The organism is Pseudogemmatithrix spongiicola (assembly GCF_030623445.1).
Lineage (GTDB): Bacteria > Gemmatimonadota > Gemmatimonadetes > Gemmatimonadales > Gemmatimonadaceae > Pseudogemmatithrix > Pseudogemmatithrix spongiicola.
In genome coordinates, this window is record NZ_CP130613.1 from 1,148,885 (window position 1) to 1,162,491 (window position 13,607).

Sequence of the window (13,607 nt, forward strand, 5' to 3'; positions counted from 1 at the left end):
AGGCCGGCATGGATGGGTCGTCTGGCAGATTCAACGCCCTTCGTGTCTTCGTGCCTTCGTGGTGAACAATCGTGCTGCCGTCGCAGGCGACGTGGTGATTCGGCCGCTAGAACGACTGGCCCAAGGTCCAGAACCAGTAGCCCTTGCGGTTCACGCCGTCGAGCGGGATCGAGTAGTCCCAGCGGATGAGCGCGATGTTGAACAGGTTGAGCCGCACGCCGAAGCCGTAGCTCTTGAGCGGGTAGCGCTCGAAGGCGAAGTCGTAGTTGGCCGGCCGCGAGGGCATGAGGCGCTGGTCCTTGGACCAGGCGGCACCCACGTCGTAGAAGAACAGGCCGTCGACGGGCGGCAGCGAGATCGGCAGCAGGCCCAGCGTGAACTGGCGCACGAGGGGGAAGCGCAGTTCGACGTTCGCGAACGCCACGCGGCTGCCGAGCAGCTGCACGGCGGAGCAGGCCTGCGGATCGGAGAGTGAGGTTTCGCAGATGCCGCCGGCGTAGGTCTCGCGATCGTAGCCGCGGATGAAGTCCGGCCGGCCGATGTACTTGGGGAACTCGTTCTCGTCGGGGCCCGCGCTGATGCTCGCCGAGAAGCGCGTGGCCAGCGTGAGGAAGCTGAAGACCAGCGCGTCGTAGCGGCGGTAGTCCACCGTGTAGGTGGTCCACGACACCGTGCCCGCGGTGTGGTCGATCTGGAAGCGCGAGCGACGGCCGTAGATGCCGCCGGTGGCGCCCATCAGCGAGTTGTCGTGCACGAAGGCCACGTATGGCGCGGCGTAGTTCAGCGACGAGGTGTTGACGATCGAGTCGACGAAGAAGCCGGTCTGGAAGCCCGAGTTGAAGTTGTACTGCTGCGTGATGTACATCAGCGCGCGGTCGATGTTGTTGAGCGTGGCCCCGTACTCGAAGCGCGCGAAGCGATTGAGCGGATACGAGGCGCTGCCCATCGCCGAGCGCGAGATGAAGCGCGTGATGACCTGCTGCTCGAGGATGTTGCCGCCGCCGAGGTTCGCCTGGTTGTAGCCGGTCAGGAAGAAGAAGGGGAACTGCTGCACGCCCACGGCCCACGGCGTGCGGCCGCTGTTGTCCGTGTACATCGCGAAGAGCTGCGCTTCCGAGAGGCGGCCGTTGACGCCGCCGGCGATCATCATGCGCCGGTTGCCGACCATGTCGGCGAGCACGATCGCCGTCTGGCCGAAGACGCCGCGCCCGAAGTTGTCCTGGGCGTAGCCGATCTGCGGCCGGGCGACGTACTCGGGGCTGAGCTTGCTGCGGTACGGCGCCGGCCGGAACGTCGCGGCGTCGGGCAGGGCGAGCGATGCGCTGTCATTGAGCGCGGCGATCGACACGCCGCCACCGGTCGGGCCGGAGATCACGGCATCGCCGGGGCGCCAGCCGGAGGCACTGAGGTACACCGACTGCCGTCGGCGTGGGGCCGTCGACCGGGTGGCCCGCGCGGCGGCGCTGTCCGCGTCGGCGCGGGCTGCGGCCACGATCGAATCCGAGGTCACGCGGGCGCGGGTCCCGCTGTCGGCCTGGGCGATGACCGTCGGCCCGATCACGAAGGGATCCTTCTTGAGGGCGCGCGGGTTGGCGATCGACCACACTTGGTAGTCGCCGTTGTCCTGGTACACGAAGGCGAGCTTGTCGGCCTGCGCGGCCCAGGTGATGGCCGGGCTGTGCTCGGTGAGCGACGTGATGCCGCCGACAAAGCGCGTCAGCTGGTAGTGCTGGTCGCTGTCCATGTCGAACAGGAACAGCTGGGCGATGCCGGTGCGGTCCGAGATGAACGCGACGGACTTGGCATCCGGCGCCCACTGCGGGTTGAGGTTCTTGCCCGCCTGCTGCGGCAGCACGCGCACGGCGTTGGTCTCGAGGTCGAGCACGGAGATCTGCCACTCGCCGAACTTGAGCGTCTCGAGATCCGACTGCGGCCCGCGCTCGGACGCGAAGGCGATGTAGCGGCCGTCGGGTGACCAGCTCGGCTGGAGGTCGCCGTACACGTCGTCGGTGAGCTGGCGCAGGTTCCGCCCGTCCGCGTCGATCATGTACAGGTCCGTCATGCCGTTCGCAAGGCCGGAGAAGACGATCCGCCGGCCGTCCGGCGACCACGTGGGCCCGATCATCGCGACCAGGTCCGTCTCCAGCCGCCGGTGCGTGCGATTGCGCCGCACGTCGTGGATGTAGAGGATGTCCTTGCCCTTGCGCTGCGCCGTGAAGGCGAAGAAGCGGCCGTCCGGCGAGAACGCGCCCTGCGAGTAGCCGTAGCGCAGCTCCTCGTACTCGGGGTTCAGCGTGCTCTTGGTGAGCCGCGCCTTGCGCTCGCCGGTGTTGGCATCGGCGAGGTAGAGATCGAGGAACACCTCGGCGCGCAGCAGCGAGCCCAGCGAGATGAAGGCGATGTTGCGGCCGTCCGGCGAGAGGGCGGGCGCGACGTACACGTTCACGAGGCCGCCCGTGCGGCGCTGCGTGAGCATCGGCTGCGCGACGCGGCGCGGGCGCTCCAACTGCGCGATGCCGGGCAGGAAGGTGTTCTGGACGTGCTCCTTCCACTCTTCGCCGAGGTCCTCGAGGTCGGTGCCGGTGTAGCGGCGGAAGGCGCGCTCGATGCCGAGCGACACGGAGGCGTTCATGACCTCGCCGACGACCTCGTCGCCCCAGCGGCCGGCCACGTACTGCCAGAAGGACTCGCCGAAGCGGTAGGGGAAGAAGAGGTCCGGCCGCCGCGTCATCTGCTCGACGCTGGGGATGTTGCCGTTGAGCGCGGCGTCGCGCATCACGGCCTCGGTGGCGTTGTGGCCGGGGCCGTTGGTCAGGTACTCCGCCATGCCTTCCATGAACCACAGCGGCGGCTGCACCTGCTGCAGCGTCTGGAGGCCCGCGCCGGCGCGGCCGCGGGCGAACACGTCGTACTGGAACACGTGCACCATTTCGTGCGTCAGTGTGTGCTCGCTCTGCCGCATGTCGCCGGCGAAGAAGAACATGTTACGCTGGCGCAGGGCGTCGGTGACGCCCAGCGTGCCTTCGCCGGCGTCGCCGATGACGTTGTTCTGCGCGAACTCGTTGCGCGAGCCCCAGATGATGATCGGCTTGCGCTCGCGGAACTCGTGCCCGAACACGCGGCGCAGGCGCTCGTAGGAGCGCTCGGCCATCTGGCCCGTGTAGCGCGCGACCTCCTCGAGCTCCGGGTAATAGTGCACGTCGAAGTGCGGCGTGCGGAGGATCTGCCAGCGGAACTTGCGGTACTGGACCTGGTTCTGGCCGAAGTACGGCCCCATCTGCGCATGGAGCGCGGGGGTGGCGACGAGGAGCAGAGCGGCGGCGAGTATCCAACGACGCATCGGGGCCCTCAGGCGGAGATGGCCACGGCCGGGGCGTCACCCCAGAGCCGCTCGAGCTGGTAGAAGCTGCGCAGGGTCGGGTGGAACACGTGCACCACGAAGTCGACGTAGTCGAGCAGTACCCAGCGCCCCTGCTCCATGCCTTCGACGGAGTGGACGCGGATGCCTTCCTTCTTGAGCGTCTCGACCACATGGCCCGCGGTGGCGCGGACATGGGTGTCGGAGGTGCCGCTGGCGACGATGAAGAAGTCCGCCATGTCGGTGACGGGGCGGAGGTCGAGCATCACGACGTCGTTGGCCTTGTTGTCGAGCAAGACCTGGGCGGCGCGGCGGGCGGAGGACATCGAAGTCGGCGCGGCTGGGGGCATGGTGGAAAGTAGTAAGGAACCGAACCCGGTGGCTGGCGAAAGGTTCCGTGGGATGACTGCGGGGACACGGGAGACGGAGGTACGGGCGGAGGTGGGCCGACGCGATACGGGAGAAGGGAGACGGGGGGGAGGGGTGGCAGGTTCGTGATACGGGGCCTATACGGATTTCTGTGTGTGAGGCCTCGTGGTGATCATGCGTGATCGCTGAAGCGCGTCCCAAACAGCATCCCGAGATACGGCATGGCGGCCTTCCACGCGTGATTCCCGCGCTTCCACTTCGCTTGGATGTTGCGCAGCGCGAGATAGAGCAACTTGGCCGCGGCTTCGTCGGTCGGGAAGTGGCCGCGGGTCTTCACGATCTTCCGGAGCTGCATATGCAGGCTCTCGATCGCGTTCGTCGTGTAGAGCAGCCGCCGGATCTCGGGCGGGTACGCGAAGACGGGTACGACGTGCGGCCAGTGCCGGCGCCACAGCGCGGTGATGGCCGGGTACTTGGTGCCCCAGGGGCCCGCCGCGAAGGCGTCGAGCGCCTGCACCGCCGCGGCTTCGGTCGGCGCGCGGTAGATGGCGCGCAGCGTCCCGCTGACCGCCTTGCGGTCCTTCCAGTTCGCGTACGCCAGGCTCTGCCGCACGAGATGCACCACGCAGTGATGCACCTGCGCCTGCGGGAAGACCGTCGTGATCGCGTCCGGGAAGCCGACGAGCCCGTCGACGAGCGCCACCAGGATGTCGTCGACGCCGCGCGCCTTCAGCTCGCTCATCACGCGCAGCCAGAAGCCCGCGCCTTCCGTCTGCTCGATCCAGAGGCCCAGCACCTCCTTGTGCCCCTCGCGGTCCACGCCGAGCGCGAGATACACGGCCTTGTTCCGCACGGTGCCCTCGTCGCGGATCTTCACGCGCAGCGCATCGAAGATGACCACCGGATACATCCGCTCGAGCGGGCGCTGCTGCCAGGCCTGCACCTCGGCCACCACCTCGTCGGTGATCACGCTGATGACGCTCGGCGCGATCTCCACTTGGTAGAGCTGCTCCAGATGCGCCTGGATCTCGCGCACGCTGACGCCCCGCGCGTAGAGCGAGAGCACAGTCGCATCGAACTGCGGCAGGCGCCGCACGCCCGTGGGCACCAGCTGCGGCCGGAAGCTGCCCTCGCGGTCGCGTGGGATCTCGAGCGGCACGGCGCCGGTCTCGGTCAAGACCGTCTTCGGCGTCGCGCCGTTGCGGTGATTCGTCTGCCCCGCGGGCTTCTCCTCGCCGGGCCCATAGCCCAGGTGCGCCGTCAGCTCGCCGGCCAGCATCCGCTCCGCGAGCCGCTTCTGCAGCGCGCGCATCACGGCGGTGAAATCCGCCGGCGAACGCGCGTCCCCGATCAGCGCGTCCAGCGCCGCCGGGTCAAACGTGGGGAACTCCTCTTTCGGCTTGGCCATCGCCCCTCCTTCAGGGTGAGTATGGCCTCACACACAGAATTCCGGATAGGCCCTTCGTGAGACGTCTACCCCCCATCTCCCCCATTCCCCTCTCTCCATCCCCGCCCGTACCGCCGTCTCCCCTCTCCCACTCGATCCAAGCGCCAAAAGCCGGGCGAACGAGAAACCGGGGCAGCCCCAAAGGGCCGCCCCGGTCTGTCGAGCTCACAAGTGCCAGCTTACCCCTTGATCACCCAAACCTTGATCTCAGGCTTCACGTCCGCATGCAGGCGGATGGCGACCTTGTAGACGCCGAGCGCCTTGATGGGCTCGTGCAGGTCGATCATGCGCTTCTCGACTTCCTTGAAGCCCTGGGCCTCGAGCTGGTGATGGATATCACCCGAGGTGACCGAGCCGAAGAGCTTGCCTTCCTCGCCGACCTTGGCGGAGAAGGTGAGGGAGACTTCCTCGAGCCGCTTCGCGACGGCCTGCGCGGCCTCGCGGCGGGCGTTCTCGGCGGCCTCGAGCCGCTCCTTTTCCTGCGCGATGCGCTTCTTGTTGCCGGCCGTCGCCTCGTAGGCGATGCCGCGCGGCAGCAGGAAGTTGCGGGCGTAGCCGGCCGAGACCTCGACGATGTCACCCGGGTGGCCGAGGTTGTCCACGGCCTGGCGAAGAATGACTTCCATATCTACTCCGAACGTTGGGATTGCGGCCGCGGCCGGTTGCGCCAGTCGAGCCAGGTGTCGCCGACGCCAATGACGAGGGCAACCGCTGCGATTACGGACCAAAACATCACCAGGACGATGGACCAGAGCACCGCCATCCACTTTCCTGGCCTCAAGAACCACACGAAGACGCCCAACCCGCGCATCACGTACAGGGCGCCGAAGAACACCAAGCAGTTGATCCCGAACGCCGCGAAGGCGTTCGGCATCGGGACCACCAGCACCAGCAGTCCGGCAATCAGCCCCCAGACGAGGCCATCGTGGAACCGCAGGTCGCGCAGGGCGGCGAGCGGCGGTCCCAGCCGCACCCGTCCGAACCGATGGTACAGCGCCCACGCGAGCGCGAGCACGGCCAACGATTCCAACGCGAGCATCGCCGGCATGAGCACCTTGGCCGCGGTGGGCAGCGCCGTGAACTGCGCTTCCACCTGGGCTGCGAGTGCGTCGGCGCCGGCATTGTCGCGCGCCAACTCCTGCCACTGCGGCTGTGCCGTGAACTCCTGCCACGCGCGTTGGATTTCCGCGGCGCGTCGCGTGAACTCTTCGGACAGCACTCCCACCGCCGCCCCGAACCCACCCTCGGTCACCGCGACCGTTAGCGTGCCCAGCAGCAGCGCGGCGAGGATCGCCAGCAGCGCCCGCGGGAGGAAGCGAACCTCGCCCCCGAGGAGCAACGTACCGGCGAAGCACGCCGCCAGGATCACCCCCCAGCCGCGCGAGAGCAGCGCGAACGGGGTCGGCTCACCCGACACCCACACCACGTAGACCGCGAACGCCGTCCATGTGGCGGCGAGGGTGAAACGCCCCCCGCTGCGCCACCCCGCGATGGCCATCAAGGCCAGCGCCGGGGCGAGCAGGAGGATGGTCTGGTCCACCGGGAGCAACAACGCGAAGGGCGGTGTTGCCGGGAAGATCAGGAGCGCGAGCGTGGCGAGAAGCGGACCCCACCAGCCCTGCTCACGCGGCGGTGCCGCGCCCTCCTCCTGCGTCACGTCCGAACCGTCGGCTTACTGCGCCGACGACGTGCGGACGTAGGGAAGGAGCGCCAGGTAGCGCGCCTTCTTGATCGCCTTCGCCAGCTGACGCTGGTGACGGGCGTCCACGCCGCTCAGCCGGGACGGCAGCACCTTGCCCGTGTCCGTGATGAAGCGGGAGAGGAAACGCTCGTCCTTGTAATCGACAAAGCGGATGCCGGCCTCGGTGACCGGGCAGACCTTCTTGTTGCGGCGCATGGGCTATTCCTCGTCGTCGTCGTCATCGCCGTCGCGCGCACGACGCGCGGCCAGCTGCTCTTCGGTCATCGGCGGGGCGCCGAGCTCGTGCTCGTGCACCGAGATGAGGTAGCGGATCACGCCTTCGTCGAGCTTGAGGGCGCGCTCGAACTCGGGGAGGGCCTTGCCCTCCGCCTTGAAGCGGGCGACGACGTAGTAGCCGGCTTCCTTGTTCTTGATCTTGTAGGCGAGCTGGCGGCGGCCCCAGTGGTCGAGGGTCGCGGGCTCAGCGAGACCGAGCAAGCCATGATGCTTCTCGATCTTGTCGGCAATGGCGGCGTCTTCGAGGGCGGAATCGAAGATGTACACCGCCTCGTATTCACGAGACAATGCGGCAATCCTCCTTTGGTCTAATCGCGGCTGACGGGTTGCCGGCGTCGGCCGAGGTGAAGTTTTTGGACAGCCTCTAAAAGTAGATACGAAATAGAGTTACGGCAAGGGTGCGGGCTCAGGGCCTGAGCTGCTCGGCGGCGATGAAGCCGAAGGCGGCGCTGGGGCCCGTGGCCAGGACCTCCGCGCGGGCGGCAGTGGCGCCGGCGCGGTCGCCGGTGGCGAACTTCCATTGGGCGAGGCCGTTACCGATGGTCTGGCGCTCGAGCGGGGTGGTCATCGAGGCCCGCAGCTCGGCCTCGGGGAGCTCGCCCTTCATCCAGAGCAGCAGGCGGTGGTAGCTGCCGTTCTCGATGATCGTCCAGTCGGCCCGCACCGTGCCGAGCACCCGCCGCGCCGCGCCCAGGTCGCCGCCGCGGGCGAGGGAGAGCACCCACCAGTACGTCGCCGCCGCGCGCTGATCGAGGTTCTTGGCCACCCGCGCGTCCTCCGCCCAGATCTCCGCCGCCGGCGCGAAATCGCCCGTCAGGAACTGCGCCAGCGCGAGGTGATAGCGGATGTTCGACTGCAGCGTGCTGGTCGGGATGCCGCTGGGGTTGGGCTGGCCGTCCTGCTCGACGAGGTCGGGCTTGCCGCGGGTCAGCTCGAAGCCGCGCGAGAGGTCGGCCTTCGCGGCGTCGAACTGCCGCAGGGAGATGTAGCGATGGCCACGGTGGCGGAGGAGCCAGGGTTCATCTGGCCAGCGCTGCAAGGCCGCGCTATACATCGCGACGGCGGCGGCAAAGTCGGTGTAGCCGACGAATCTGGCGTGCCAGATGACGGCTTCGAGGCTGGTTGGGTTCTGCTCGGCGGCGGTGCGGGCGGAAGGCAGGGAGCCGGGGGAGACGGTGGTCTGCGCCTCCGCGGCGCTTGCGACGAGACCGATGATGACTAGCGGAAGCAGGCGCACGTACGGAGGCTCCGTTAACCGCAGATGTGAGATGTAAGCTGTAAGCTGTAAGAGAAGGGCAATCACACCGTCGGTGTGGTTGGGCCTATACGGATTTCTGTGTGTGAGGCCTCGTGGTGATCATGCGTGATCGCTGAAGCGCGTCCCAAACAGCATCCCGAGATACGGCATGGCGGCCTTCCACGCGTGATTCCCGCGCTTCCACTTCGCTTGGATGTTGCGCAGCGCGAGATAGAGCAACTTGGCCGCGGCTTCGTCGGTCGGGAAGTGGCCGCGGGTCTTCACGATCTTCCGGAGCTGCATATGCAGGCTCTCGATCGCGTTCGTCGTGTAGAGCAGCCGCCGGATCTCGGGCGGGTACGCGAAGACGGGTACGACGTGCGGCCAGTGCCGGCGCCACAGCGCGGTGATGGCCGGGTACTTGGTGCCCCAGGGGCCCGCCGCGAAGGCGTCGAGCGCCTGCACCGCCGCGGCTTCGGTCGGCGCGCGGTAGATGGCGCGCAGCGTCCCGCTGACCGCCTTGCGGTCCTTCCAGTTCGCGTACGCCAGGCTCTGCCGCACGAGATGCACCACGCAGTGATGCACCTGCGCCTGCGGGAAGACCGTCGTGATCGCGTCCGGGAAGCCGACGAGCCCGTCGACGAGCGCCACCAGGATGTCGTCGACGCCGCGCGCCTTCAGCTCGCTCATCACGCGCAGCCAGAAGCCCGCGCCTTCCGTCTGCTCGATCCAGAGGCCCAGCACCTCCTTGTGCCCCTCGCGGTCCACGCCGAGCGCGAGATACACGGCCTTGTTCCGCACGGTGCCCTCGTCGCGGATCTTCACGCGCAGCGCATCGAAGATGACCACCGGATACATCCGCTCGAGCGGGCGCTGCTGCCAGGCCTGCACCTCGGCCACCACCTCGTCGGTGATCACGCTGATGACGCTCGGCGCGATCTCCACTTGGTAGAGCTGCTCCAGATGCGCCTGGATCTCGCGCACGCTGACGCCCCGCGCGTAGAGCGAGAGCACAGTCGCATCGAACTGCGGCAGGCGCCGCACGCCCGTGGGCACCAGCTGCGGCCGGAAGCTGCCCTCGCGGTCGCGTGGGATCTCGAGCGGCACGGCGCCGGTCTCGGTCAAGACCGTCTTCGGCGTCGCGCCGTTGCGGTGATTCGTCTGCCCCGCGGGCTTCTCCTCGCCGGGCCCATAGCCCAGGTGCGCCGTCAGCTCGCCGGCCAGCATCCGCTCCGCGAGCCGCTTCTGCAGCGCGCGCATCACGGCGGTGAAATCCGCCGGCGAACGCGCGTCCCCGATCAGCGCGTCCAGCGCCGCCGGGTCAAACGTGGGGAACTCCTCTTTCGGCTTGGCCATCGCCCCTCCTTCAGGGTGAGTATGGCCTCACACACAGAATTCCGGATAGGCCCGTGTGGTTCCACCCTTACATCTTACATCTCACAACTTACATCTGCAGTCCTCAGACGTTGAACCTGAACAGCACCACATCCCCATCCACCATCACATACTCCTTCCCTTCCGCCCGCGCCAATCCCTTCTCGCGCGCCCCCTTCCAGCCGTTGTGCGCGACGAAGTCAGCATACGAGACCGTCTCCGCACGGATGAAGCCCTTCTCGAAGTCCGAGTGGATCACCCCCGCCGCCTTCGGCGCGGTATCGCCCTTGTGGATGGTCCAGGCGCGGACTTCCTTCTCGCCCGCCGTGAAGTAGGTCTGCAGGCCGAGGAGGCTGTAGCCGCCGCGGATCAGTCGATCCAAGCCGGCGCTCTCGATGCCCAACGAGGCCAAGAACTCCTTGCGGTCCTCGGGCGGGAGCTCGGCGAGCTCCATCTCGATCTTCGCCGAGAAGGTGACGACCTCCGCGGGCTCGTGGTCAGCGGCGATCGCCGCGCGGAGCGCCGTGACGTGCTTGCCCTCGGCGCCGGTGAGTTCGCTGTCGGTGACGTTGGCCGCGTAGAGAATCGGCTTCAGCGTCAGCAGCTGCAGGCCCTTGAGTCGCTCGCGGTCTTCCGCCGTGAGCGACACGTGCCACAGCGCCTGGCCGTCGGAGAGCGGCTTGTGGGCCTTCTCGAGCGAGCTCACCTCGGCGGCTGCGTCCTTGTCGCCCGTCTTCGCGGCGCGCTTCGCCTTGTCGAGGCGCTTCTCGACCACGCTCAGGTCGGCGAGGGCGAGTTCGAACTCGATTGTCGCGCGGTCGCGCACGGGATCCACCGAGCCGTCGACGTGAATCACGTCGTCGTCATCGAAGCAGCGCACGACGTGCACGATCGCGTCGGTCTCGCGGATGTTCGAGAGGAAGGCATTGCCGCGGCCTTCACCCGTACTCGCACCCTTCACGAGGCCGGCGATGTCCACGAACTGCACGGCGGCGGGGACGGTGCGCTCGGGGTTCACGATCTCGGCGAGCTTCTCGAGCCGGGGATCGGGAACGTTCACGACGCCGACGTTGGGGTCGATGGTGCAGAAGGGATAGTTCGCGGCTTCGGCCTTGGCGGCGGTGAGCGCGTTGAAGAGGCTGGATTTGCCGACGTTGGGGAGGCCGACGATACCGAGGCTGAGCATTTCAGGCTATTAACTGCAGATGTGAGATGTAAGATGTGAGATGTAAGGTAACGGATTGCGGGGATTCGGTCGTGGGCGGGTGGTCTGCCGATCTTACACTCCCGTCATGCATCCTTTCCGAAAGCTTGCGGTGTGGGAGAAGGCGCACGAGCTGACCGTGCGTGTGCATCGGGCGACCGAGGGGACCGCGATGCATCGGTCGCCGGGGTTGAGCTCCCAGTTGCGTCGATCGGTCGCGGCGATTCCGACGAACATCGCCGAGGGGACGGGACATTCTTCCCAGGCGCAGTTCAATCGCTTCCTGGAGATCTCACTCGCCTCCGCCAGCGAGGCGGACTACCAACTCCTGCTCGCGAAGGATCTCGAGCTCATCTCGGCAAAAGAATACGCGCAGCTCGAGGCCCGCCTCTCGGAGGTACGCGCCATGCTGCTCGGCCTCCGCAAGCGTGTTCTCGAGAGGGCCGACGCCGCAAAACGTTCTGCGCGCAAGTCACAGAAGACGTGAGCGCGGAGTTCGGTGTGCGCAGTAAGAAGGGGGGAGGCCAAAGGCCTCCCCCCGTTCTCACATCTTACATCTCACATCTTACATCTGCGGTTAAGCAATAAACCAAGGAGCGAGAACCAGCGACACGACAGACATAAGCTTGATGAGAATATTCATCGCCGGGCCTGACGTATCCTTGAACGGATCGCCGACCGTGTCGCCCACCACGGCCGCCTTGTGCACGTCGGACCCCTTCCCGCCATGCAGTCCGCCTTCGATGGCCTTCTTGGCGTTGTCCCACGCGCCGCCGGCGTTGGCCATGAACAGCGCCATCATCACGCCCGTCACGGTCGCGCCGGCGAGCAGGCCGCCGAGGGCCTTCACGCCGAAGAACTTGCCGACGATCACCGGGAGCAGCACGGACGCGACGCCGGGGATCACCATCTCCTTCAGCGCGGCAGCCGTGGAGATGTCGACGCAGCGCGCCGAATCCGGCTTCACGCCTTCCTTGCCTTCGAGCAGGCCGGGGATCTCGCGGAACTGGCGGCGGACTTCCTCCACCATACCCTGCGCGGCGCGGCCGACGGCGGTCATGGTCTGCGCACCGACGAAGAAGGGCATCACGCCGCCGATGAAGAGGCCGATGACGACCATCGGGTCGACGAGGTTCAGGCCTTCCTGGTTGAGGCCGACGGCGGAGGCGTACGCCGAGAACATCGCCAGCGCGGTGAGCGCGGCGGAGCCGATGGCGAAGCCCTTGCCGATGGCGGCCGTCGTGTTGCCGAGCGCATCGAGGCCGTCGGTGATCTTGCGGACTTCCGGCCCGAGGTGGCTCATCTCGCTGATGCCACCGGCGTTGTCGGCGATCGGACCGTACGCGTCCACCGACATCGTGACGCCGACCGTGGCGAGCATGCCGACGGCGGCGATGGCGACGCCGTAGAGGCCGGCCGAGACGACGGAGACGTACATGGCGCCGCAGATGAGCAGCACCGGGACGATGGTCGACTCCATGCCGACGGCGAGACCGGCGATGATGTTGGTCGCGGGGCCGGTCTTCGACGACTCGGCGATGCGCAGCACGGGGCCGGCCGCCGTGTAGTACTCGGTCACGAGGCCGATCGCGACGCCGGAGACGGTGCCGGCGACGACGGCGTAAAACGGCCCCATCGCGGGCAGCGCGGCCATCGTGGACGGCTCGAACATACCAAGGGGCATCATGCCCGTGAGCACGTACGCGAACACGAGGAACAGGCCGGCGGCGATGAAGGTCACCGCGCGCAGCGCGTTCGCCGGGTTGCCCTTGGCGAGGATGCGCATGAGGAAGATGCCGATCAGCGAGGCGACGAGGCCGGCGGCCGTGTAGGCGACCGGCAGGAGCACCGCCGCGAGGCGTGACTCGTCCGGAATGCGCAGCGAGGTCGCGGCCAGCGCGATCGTCGCGATGATGGCACCGACGTACGACTCGAAGATGTCGGCGCCGAGGCCGGCGACGTCACCGACGTTGTCACCCACGTTGTCGGCGATGGTGGCCGGGTTGCGCGGGTCGTCCTCGGGGATGCCGGCCTCGACCTTGCCCACGAGGTCGGCGCCGACGTCGGCGGCCTTCGTATAGATGCCGCCGCCGACGCGCGCGAAGAGCGCGATCGACGAGGCGCCCATGGCGAAGCCGGAGATGATCTCGCCGAACTCCTTGAAGCCCGCGTCGCCGAACAGCAGCTGCTTCTTCCAGATGAAGATGGCGGTGATGCCGAGGAGGCCGAGGGCCGCGACGGCGAGGCCCATGACGGCGCCGCCGCCGAAGGCGACGCGCAGCGCGGCCGCCTGGCCCGAGGCGCGTGCGGCCTCGGAGGTGCGGACGTTCGCCTTGGTGGCGGAGCTCATGCCCGCCCAGCCGGCGGCGATGGAGCAGAGGCCGCCGATCACGTAGGCGATGCCCGTGCTGGCACCGACCGCGAAGCCGAGCAGCACCGCCACGAGGGCGAGGAAGGGCAGGAGGACCGTGTACTCGCGCTTGAGGAAGGCCATCGCGCCGAGCTGGATCTGCTCGGCGAGATCGCGCATCACCTGCGAGCCCGCGGACTGGCGGACGATGCCCTGGTAGGTCAGGAAGCAGGCGATGAGCCCGACGATCCCGATCGCCAGCGCGTACGTCGTCAGATTCTCGATCATTG

Annotated in this window: 12 protein-coding genes; 1 reads left to right on the plus strand and 11 read right to left on the minus strand. The window is 67.7% G+C overall.

The window, feature by feature from the left end:
* Positions 1–106: 106 nt before the first annotated feature.
* The 10 genes from Strain318_RS05130 to ychF form a co-directional block, all read right to left on the minus strand.
* Positions 107–3,340: a hypothetical protein gene (locus tag Strain318_RS05130; RefSeq protein ID WP_367887448.1), complete on the minus strand. Its 3,234-nt coding sequence runs from the start codon at positions 3,338–3,340 to the stop codon at positions 107–109.
* A gap of 8 nt (positions 3,341–3,348) precedes the next feature.
* Positions 3,349–3,684: a ribosome silencing factor gene (rsfS, locus tag Strain318_RS05135; protein WP_367887449.1), complete on the minus strand. Its 336-nt coding sequence runs from the start codon at positions 3,682–3,684 to the stop codon at positions 3,349–3,351.
* Between the two features lie 215 nt (positions 3,685–3,899).
* Positions 3,900–5,135 carry an IS256 family transposase gene (locus tag Strain318_RS05140; RefSeq protein WP_367886992.1) on the minus strand — a complete coding sequence of 412 codons (1,236 nt, stop codon included), beginning with the start codon at positions 5,133–5,135 and terminating at the stop codon, positions 3,900–3,902.
* A gap of 218 nt (positions 5,136–5,353) precedes the next feature.
* Complete coding sequence (gene rplI, locus Strain318_RS05145; protein WP_367887450.1) at positions 5,354–5,800, minus strand: 50S ribosomal protein L9; 447 nt, start codon at positions 5,798–5,800, stop codon at positions 5,354–5,356.
* Positions 5,801–5,802: 2 nt separating this feature from the next.
* Complete coding sequence (locus Strain318_RS05150) at positions 5,803–6,831, minus strand: DUF2232 domain-containing protein (protein WP_367887451.1); 1,029 nt, start codon at positions 6,829–6,831, stop codon at positions 5,803–5,805.
* Between the two features lie 15 nt (positions 6,832–6,846).
* The gene (gene rpsR / locus Strain318_RS05155) at positions 6,847–7,071 is read right to left on the minus strand and encodes a 30S ribosomal protein S18 (RefSeq protein WP_367887452.1); all 225 of its coding nucleotides are present in this window, start codon (positions 7,069–7,071) and stop codon (positions 6,847–6,849) included.
* Between the two features lie 3 nt (positions 7,072–7,074).
* Complete coding sequence (gene rpsF, locus Strain318_RS05160) at positions 7,075–7,440, minus strand: 30S ribosomal protein S6 (protein WP_367887453.1); 366 nt, start codon at positions 7,438–7,440, stop codon at positions 7,075–7,077.
* 118 nt (positions 7,441–7,558) lie between these two features.
* A complete protein-coding gene (locus Strain318_RS05165; protein ID WP_367887454.1) occupies positions 7,559–8,389 on the minus strand; it encodes a tetratricopeptide repeat protein in 831 nt (276 codons plus the stop codon).
* A gap of 120 nt (positions 8,390–8,509) precedes the next feature.
* The gene (locus tag Strain318_RS05170; protein ID WP_367886992.1) at positions 8,510–9,745 is read right to left on the minus strand and encodes an IS256 family transposase; all 1,236 of its coding nucleotides are present in this window, start codon (positions 9,743–9,745) and stop codon (positions 8,510–8,512) included.
* 103 nt (positions 9,746–9,848) lie between these two features.
* Positions 9,849–10,949 (minus strand): redox-regulated ATPase YchF, encoded by a 1,101-nt coding sequence (gene ychF, locus Strain318_RS05175; protein WP_367887455.1) that lies wholly within the window; start codon positions 10,947–10,949, stop codon positions 9,849–9,851.
* Between the two features lie 106 nt (positions 10,950–11,055).
* On the opposite strand from ychF, the gene Strain318_RS05180 reads away from it, so the two are divergent.
* Positions 11,056–11,454 carry a four helix bundle protein gene (locus Strain318_RS05180; RefSeq protein WP_367887456.1) on the plus strand — a complete coding sequence of 133 codons (399 nt, stop codon included), beginning with the start codon at positions 11,056–11,058 and terminating at the stop codon, positions 11,452–11,454.
* A 90-nt stretch (positions 11,455–11,544) separates the two neighbouring features.
* On the opposite strand, the gene Strain318_RS05185 is transcribed toward Strain318_RS05180, so the two are convergent.
* Positions 11,545–13,605 carry a sodium-translocating pyrophosphatase gene (locus tag Strain318_RS05185; RefSeq protein ID WP_367887457.1) on the minus strand — a complete coding sequence of 687 codons (2,061 nt, stop codon included), beginning with the start codon at positions 13,603–13,605 and terminating at the stop codon, positions 11,545–11,547.
* Between the last annotated feature and the right edge of the window lie 2 nt (positions 13,606–13,607).